The 7,005-nt window shown below is 60.1% G+C and carries 5 protein-coding genes; 4 read left to right on the top strand and 1 reads right to left on the bottom strand.

Going from position 1 to position 7,005, the window contains the following annotated elements:
• Positions 1 to 174: 174 nt before the first annotated feature.
• Positions 175 to 1,125 carry an SDR family NAD(P)-dependent oxidoreductase gene (locus FJ398_24545; protein ID MBM3841064.1) on the bottom strand — a complete coding sequence of 317 codons (951 nt, stop codon included), beginning with the start codon at positions 1,123 to 1,125 and terminating at the stop codon, positions 175 to 177.
• An 86-nt stretch (positions 1,126 to 1,211) separates the two neighbouring features.
• Between FJ398_24545 and FJ398_24540 the strand changes: the two genes are divergently transcribed.
• The 4 genes from FJ398_24540 to FJ398_24525 all read left to right on the top strand — a co-directional run bounded on the left by FJ398_24540 (position 1,212) and on the right by FJ398_24525 (position 6,868).
• Positions 1,212 to 2,102: a phosphoribosylaminoimidazolesuccinocarboxamide synthase gene (locus FJ398_24540; GenBank protein ID MBM3841063.1), complete on the top strand. Its 891-nt coding sequence runs from the start codon at positions 1,212 to 1,214 to the stop codon at positions 2,100 to 2,102.
• 150 nt (positions 2,103 to 2,252) lie between these two features.
• Positions 2,253 to 3,170 carry a tyrosine recombinase XerD gene (locus FJ398_24535; protein ID MBM3841062.1) on the top strand — a complete coding sequence of 306 codons (918 nt, stop codon included), beginning with the start codon at positions 2,253 to 2,255 and terminating at the stop codon, positions 3,168 to 3,170.
• A 604-nt stretch (positions 3,171 to 3,774) separates the two neighbouring features.
• On the top strand, positions 3,775 to 5,790 hold the full coding sequence (locus tag FJ398_24530) for an alpha-1,4-glucan--maltose-1-phosphate maltosyltransferase (GenBank protein ID MBM3841061.1): 2,016 nt from the start codon (positions 3,775 to 3,777) through the stop codon (positions 5,788 to 5,790).
• Positions 5,791 to 5,989: 199 nt separating this feature from the next.
• Positions 5,990 to 6,868, top strand: a complete 879-nt coding sequence (locus FJ398_24525; protein MBM3841060.1) for a prepilin-type N-terminal cleavage/methylation domain-containing protein — start codon at positions 5,990 to 5,992, stop codon at positions 6,866 to 6,868.
• The last annotated feature ends 137 nt before the right edge of the window (positions 6,869 to 7,005 follow it).

Genomic DNA, 7,005 nt, shown 5'->3' with positions numbered 1-7,005 from the left:
AGAAACGAAGCCAGAAAGCGAAATCGCCCCAGCCCTCCGGGGCGGGGCGGCGCCTGGCCGGCTGCGGCGTTGCTCGTCGGTCACAGCCCCAAAACGGGGATGCTCCCTCCTCGCGCCTTGCATCCGGGCAGGCGGCGCTCCCGCCAAAACCGGAAGTTATTTTTGCACAGACCCTTAGCCCGCGCGCCGAAACCATTCGACGAAACGGGCGATGCCTTCCTCGATTTTCACCAGCGGATCGTAGCCGAGTTTGGCGCGCGCCTTGGAAATGTCGGCGTAGGTAATCGGGACGTCGCCGGGTTGGTTGGGCTGCCAGTCGAGCCGCGCCGTTCTTCCGAGCGCCTGTTCCAGAAGCCGGATCAGATCGATCAATTTGACGGTCTGAGATTCGCCCAGATTGAAGACGTCGAAGCCAAACTCCAACCGCGTGCAGGCCAGGATCCCCTGGAGCGTGTCCGTGACATAGGTGTAATCGCGCGCCGCCGAGCCATCGCCAAAAACCGGAACCGGCTGCCCGTCGCGAATCAGTCGCGCAAACTTGTGAATGGCCAGATCGGGCCGCTGCCTCGGGCCATACACCGTGAAGAGCCTCAGCATGACAATGTCCATTCCATAGACATGGTGGTACACATGGCCCAGGGCCTCGCACGCCAGTTTGCTGCTGGCGTAAGGCGAAATGGGTGAAAAAATCGGGTCGCTCTCGGAAAAGGGAACTTTGGCGTTGACGCCATACACCGAAGACGACGAGGCCAGAATCAGCTTCCTGACGCCATGATTTCTTGCGGCCTCCAGCAGATGGACCGTGCCTTCGACGTTGACGCGCTGGTAAAGCGCCGGCTCGGCGAGGCTCGGACGCACGCCGGCGCGGGCCGCCAGGTGAATGATCTGATCGAACCGCACGCCCGCCAGCAAGTCGTCGAGCGCTTTCCGATCCGTCAGGTCGCCCTGGACGAAATGGAAAGGCAACCGGGACGATTTCACCTCTTCCAGATTCCGCCGCTTCAGCCGGGGATCGTAAAAGTCGTTGAGGTCGTCGAAGGCCCACACCGAATGCCCGTCCTGGAGAAGGCGTTCACACACGTGCGAGCCGATGAACCCCACGCCGCCCGTGACCAGAAAATTCATGGCGGGCAGCGTACCAAAGCCGGAGGGCGATGGGGAATTTCAAATTTGAAATTTGAAATTTGAAATTTGAAACCCACAATGCGCGCATGACAAACGCGCCCTTGCTTCAACTGGACCTTCCCGGAATCCCCAAAATCAAAAGCGGCAAAGTACGCGAGATTTTCGACCTGGGCGACGCCTTCCTGTTTGTGGCCAGCGACCGCATTTCCGCCTTCGATTGCATCATGCCCAACGGCATCCCGCGCAAAGGCGAGGTCCTGACGCAACTGTCGCATTTCTGGTTTGATCAAACCGCGTCGATCGTTCCGAATCACCGCCTGGCGCTGCCGAGCGACCCGCTGCCGCCCAGGCTCCAGTCTTTTGCGGATCGCTTGAACAAGCGCACCATGATCGTGAAGAAAGCCGAGCCGCTGGCCATCGAATGCGTGGTGCGCGGTTACCTGGCCGGATCGGGCTGGAAGGAATACCGGCAACAACAAACCGTTTGCGGCATCGAGTTGCCTCCGGGTCTGGTGGAGTCCGCGGAATTGCCGGAGCCGATTTTCACGCCGGCGACCAAAGCGCAGACCGGCCACGACATCAACATCAGCTTCGAGGAAGCCTCCCGCATCGTCGGAGCGAAAGTGGCGGAGCAAGTGCGCGCCGCCAGTTTGAAGATTTACACCGCGGCCCGGGAGTACGCCCGCCAGCGCGGCATCATCATTGCCGACACCAAATTTGAATTCGGAACGTTCAACGGCGAATTCATCCTGATCGATGAAGTGCTCACGCCGGATTCCTCGCGCTTCTGGCCCGCCGACCAGTATCGGCCCGGCGGCAGCCAGCCCAGCTTCGACAAACAATTTGTCCGGGATTACCTGGAGACGCTGGACTGGGACAAAACCCCTCCTGCGCCCGCGCTCCCGCCCGACGTGGTGGAGAAGACCCAGGCGAAATATCTGGAAGCCTATCGGCGACTGACCGGGAAAGAACTCTGAGCGTATGCGCTCGGCAAGTATTCAGGTGCTTGTAAAACGTGCTGCCGCACAGGCGCGGCTTCGGAATCAGTCCCGTGAGTCCACTCCCCAGGGCGCCGGGCGAGCCCTTCACCGACTTAACGATTTAACCATTTTAACGCTTTAACGACTTTGGATGCGCTCGTTGAAGATTTCCTTCAGTATCTCCGCAACGAACGCGGCCAGTCCGAGCACACGCAGAAAACTTACAAAGGCCTCCTCGACAAGTTTGTGGCGTGGGCCAAAGGGCGGAATGTCGCGGACTGGCGCGCAGTGACCCTTTCGCACTTAACGTCCTTCTTGCTTCAGGAACAACAGCGCCAGCGCCAGAAGCCCGCCGAGTCCACCGGCAAGCTCAGCACGAGCACGCTTTATCTTGAGATCGCGGCGCTTCGCGCTTTTTACCGCTTTTGCGAACAGGAAAAACTGCTGCCCGCCAACGTCGCCGAAAATCTCTCGCTCCCGCGGCGCTGGCAGCGGTTGCCCAAATCTCTGACCGACGCCGAAATCAAGCAGTTGCTCGTGCCGCCGGCGCAAGAGACTCCGGCGAGCCTCTGCGATCAAGCCGTTCTAGAACTCGCCTACGCTTCGGGGCTGCGCCTCTCGGAGTTGTGCGGCATCCGTCTGGAGCAACTTCACTTGGAGGCCGGGTTCGTGACGGTCGTTGGCAAAGGCAACAAAGAACGCGTCGTGCCCGTGGGCCGGAAGGCGGTTCAGGCGCTGCAGCGTTATCTCGAGGCGGGCCGGCCCAAGCTGGTCACGCGGCGCACGCCGGCGAATGTTTTTTTGACGCGCCGCGGCACGCCCTTCGCGTCGGTCACGCTCTGGCTGCGAATCAAAAAGCGCGTGCGCCGGGCCGGGATCGAGCGGAACGTCACGCCGCACATGCTGCGGCACAGTTTCGCCACGCACCTGCTGGAGCACGGCGCGGACCTGCGCGTCATTCAAGAATTGCTGGGCCACGCGAGCATCAGCACGACCGAAGTCTATACGCACGTGGCCAACGAGCAGTTGCGCGAGGTGCACCGTAAATTCCATCCGCGCGCGTAGTATTCCCTCCGTTCGTTAAGGTGGGGCGAGGCTCCTGCCAAGCCAATGCCATCGAAGAAAAGCTCGGCAGGAGCCTCGCTCCACCGTCGAATACCAAAGGCCCATCCGCGTGCCTGCTGCTTGGTCCGCGGGATGGACGACAAAGCTCGTAGCGCAGAGTTGCACTCTGCCGTATCGCAGAATTGTATTCTGCGGGGCGTCTCCCAGTTCGACCACGCTGGGACTTGCTGGCGCCCTGCCGATTGGAAATCGGCGATACAGCAGATTGAAAATCTGCGCTACGGTTCTCCGGTCGATCTGTCGTCAATCCCACGGTCTGCGCAGTAAGTGGTCCATTTCATAAATGCGCAACCCTTCGGGCGGGAGGTCTTTTGCGGCCAGACTTCGTTGCTCGCTCCTCACAGATCCACTGCGGGATATGCTCGTCGCTCGCGCCTCGTCTGGCCGCAAAATCCCTTGCCGCGAACGTGAGCGTATTTATGAAGCGGACCACTAAACGAGATTTCTTGACAGTCGAGGTCTTTGGCGGATTGATCGTCGCGACTCGCGATCCAACCCGAGGCGCGAACCAAACGGCACGGCGGCAAACCGAGTCCAATCTCCGATGGCAAAACCGAAGTTGACCAACAGCGCAAAAAGCGCCGGCCGCGAACGCGTCGTGATCGAGGACGTCAAACCCCAGATCGACGGCGGACGCTTCCCGATCAAACGAACCGTGGGGGAAAAGGTTGTCGTCGAGGCGGATGTTTTCGTGGATGGCCACGACGCGCTTTCGTGCGTGTTGCTTTTCCGGCACGAGAAAGATCCCCGGTGGTCGGAAGGTCCCATGGAGTTTCTGGTTAACGACCGGTGGCGCGCCGAATTTGCCGTGGCTGAATTGGGGCGTTACCAGTATTGCGTCCAGGGATGGGTGGACCCTTTCAAATCGTGGCAACGCGACCTCCGTAAGCGAGTGGAAGCGCAGCAGCAGGACATCGCCACGGACCTGTTGATTGGCGCCGAGTTGGTTTTCCAGGCCGCCAGCCGCGCTGCGAGTCAGGATGCGCACCGCTTGAAGGAACTGGCGGCGAGCTTGCGGACTCGGCGCGACTTTTCCGGCGCGACGCACCTGGCGATGGTCGATGATCTCGCGCCGCTGGTGAGCCAGTACTCGGAGCGGCGATTCGCGACTCTGTCGAGTGAACTCGGCGTGCTCGTGGACCCGGTCAAGGCGCGTTTCAGCGCGTGGTACGAGATGTTCCCGCGCTCGTGCTCCCCGGCGCCGGGCCAGCACGGCACGTTCAAAGATTGCGAAGCGCGTTTACGGTACGTGGCGGCAATGGGATTCGACGTGTTGTATTTTCCCCCGATCCATCCGATCGGCCGCACCTACCGCAAAGGCAAGAACAACGCGCTGACCGCGGGGCCGGACGACGTGGGCAGCCCGTGGGCCATTGGCGCCGAGGAAGGCGGTCACAAAGCGATTCACCCGCAGTTCGGCACGATCGCAGATTTTCGCGCGCTGGTCACGAAGGCGAAAGAGCTGGGCATCGATATCGCACTCGACATCGCGTTCCAGTGTTCGCCGGATCACCCCTACGTGAAGGAGCATCCGGAATGGTTCAAAAAGCGGCCGGACGGCACGATTCAATACGCGGAGAATCCGCCGAAGAAATACCAGGACATCTATCCGTTCGACTTCGAGACGGAGCATTGGCAAGCGCTCTGGGAAGAACTGACCGGCGTGGTGCTGTACTGGGCCGAACAAGGCGTGCGAATCTTCCGCGTCGATAACCCGCACACGAAACCGTTTCGGTTTTGGGACTACCTCTTGGGCAAAGTGAAGGCCCAGTACCCGGACGCGCTATTTCTTTCGGAAGCGTTCACACGCCCCAAAGTGCGGTATGGCCTGACCAAGCTCGGCTTCAGCCAGGCCTACACGTATTTCGCGTGGCGGAACACGAAGTGGGAATTGACGACTTATCTGATGGAGTTGACTCAGACCGACGTGCGCGAACATTTTCGTCCGAATCTCTGGCCGAACACGCCGGACATCCTGACCGAGCATTTGCAGCACGGCGAGCCGCCGATTTTCAGTTCGCGTTTCATCCTGGCCGCGACCTTGAGTTCGAACTACGGGATTTACGGGCCGGCTTATGAACTGCGCGAAAACCGGGCGCGCGAACGCCGCAGCGAGGAATACCTCGATTCCGAAAAATACCAGCTTCGACGCTGGGACCTGGATCGGGGCGATAGTCTCAAGGAACTCATCGGGCGCGTGAACAGAATCCGGCGTGAGAACCCCGCGTTGCAGAGCAACGCGAGCTTGCGCTTCCATCCCTGCGACAACGACCAGATCATTTGTTACAGCAAACACACGGAGGATTACTCGAACTTGATCGTGGTGGTGGTGAACCTGGATTCGCGCCACACGCAGGCCGGCTGGGTGGAACTTCCGATTCAGGACATGGGCGTCGATCCGGAAAAGCCGTATGAGATGCACGACCTGCTCACGGACGCGCGTTACATGTGGCACGGTCCGCGCAATTACGTGGAGTTGAATCCGCACTTCCTCCCCGCGCACATTCTCCGCGTCCGCCGCAGAGTCCGGGCCGAGCAGGACTTCGATTACTACGTGTAATCCGGCGGCGGCAGAGCCGGATTCCTGGATTTGTGGATTCTTCGATCCCGTAGTCACTCCACTACTACATCACTAACCCTCCATTGCTCCATCCTTACCATCCTTTGCTGACAGCGGCGCAACCGAGAGCGCAAACCGCCGACAAAAAATCGCAAGCCACCGGGAGCGAGCCGTCCCTGACTCGGTTACGTTGGCGGCCATGAAACGAACATCGCAAGACAACATACGCACAACGGAATCCGGATTCACTTTAATCGAATTGCTGGTGGTGATCGCCATCATCGCGATTCTGGCCGGCATGCTCTTGCCGGCGCTGGCCAAGGCCAAGAGCAAAGCCAAATCCGTCGCCAGCCTTAGCAACCTCCGCCAATTATCTTTGGGCATGACCCTGTATCGGGATGATTATGACAGCCGCTTTCCGGGCCATTCACTGGCCGCGGTTGCCGGGCAAGCGCGCGTTCGGTGGGCCGACTTGATTTATCCTTACATGCAAAACGTGGAGGTGTATTTGAGTCCGAATCTGCGCCCGGAGGAGCGCGCCTTCATGATCAAGCCGTTTGCGCACACCGCGCCGGGCGGTGTCGAAACGCCGGCCGCGACTCGCTACTACGGAGGGTATGGGTTCAATTATCAATACCTCGGCAACACCCGGACGCCGGGCGGTGTTCCGCCCTTCCATGCGACCGACAGTTCGATTCTCGCCCCGGCGAATACCGTCGTCCTGGGCGATACCAAAGGATCTCGAAAAGGTTCTCCTGGCTTGCCCTACGGCGCCGACGGGTCTGGAGTCTATGTCATTGACCCGCCGCTTGGATCGGAGCGATTGGGTTCCAACGGCAGCCGCAAGAGCAGCCCAACGCCCGGTCCCGGCAACGCCTACTATGAAGGCGGCGATGACAGCTCCGACGCCCACCGCGCCACTCCGACCGGGCGCAATGGCGGCCGGGTGAACGTCGTGATGGTGGACGGACACGCCCGCGCGATGACGCCGGAAGAATTGGATGGCAAGAAAAGCGGGACTGGCGGGATTCCGAACAACGCGTGGTGGAACGGCCACTTCGATGCGGCGAACCGCTAGTGCTTAGTTGCATAAGTTAATTACTGTATTGCGAAGCTGAGTTCCCCTGACTTCGCGCTTGCGCCAGACAAAGGGTTTGGAGGTCTGGTTATGCTTGGCAATAAATTGTTCGAGCAAAGTTCGCAGTTCTTCCTTGT

The sequence above is a fragment of the Verrucomicrobiota bacterium genome (genome assembly GCA_016871535.1).
Lineage (GTDB): Bacteria > Verrucomicrobiota > Verrucomicrobiia > Limisphaerales > SIBE01 > VHCZ01.
This window is presented reverse-complemented; position numbering and strand designations above follow the sequence as displayed.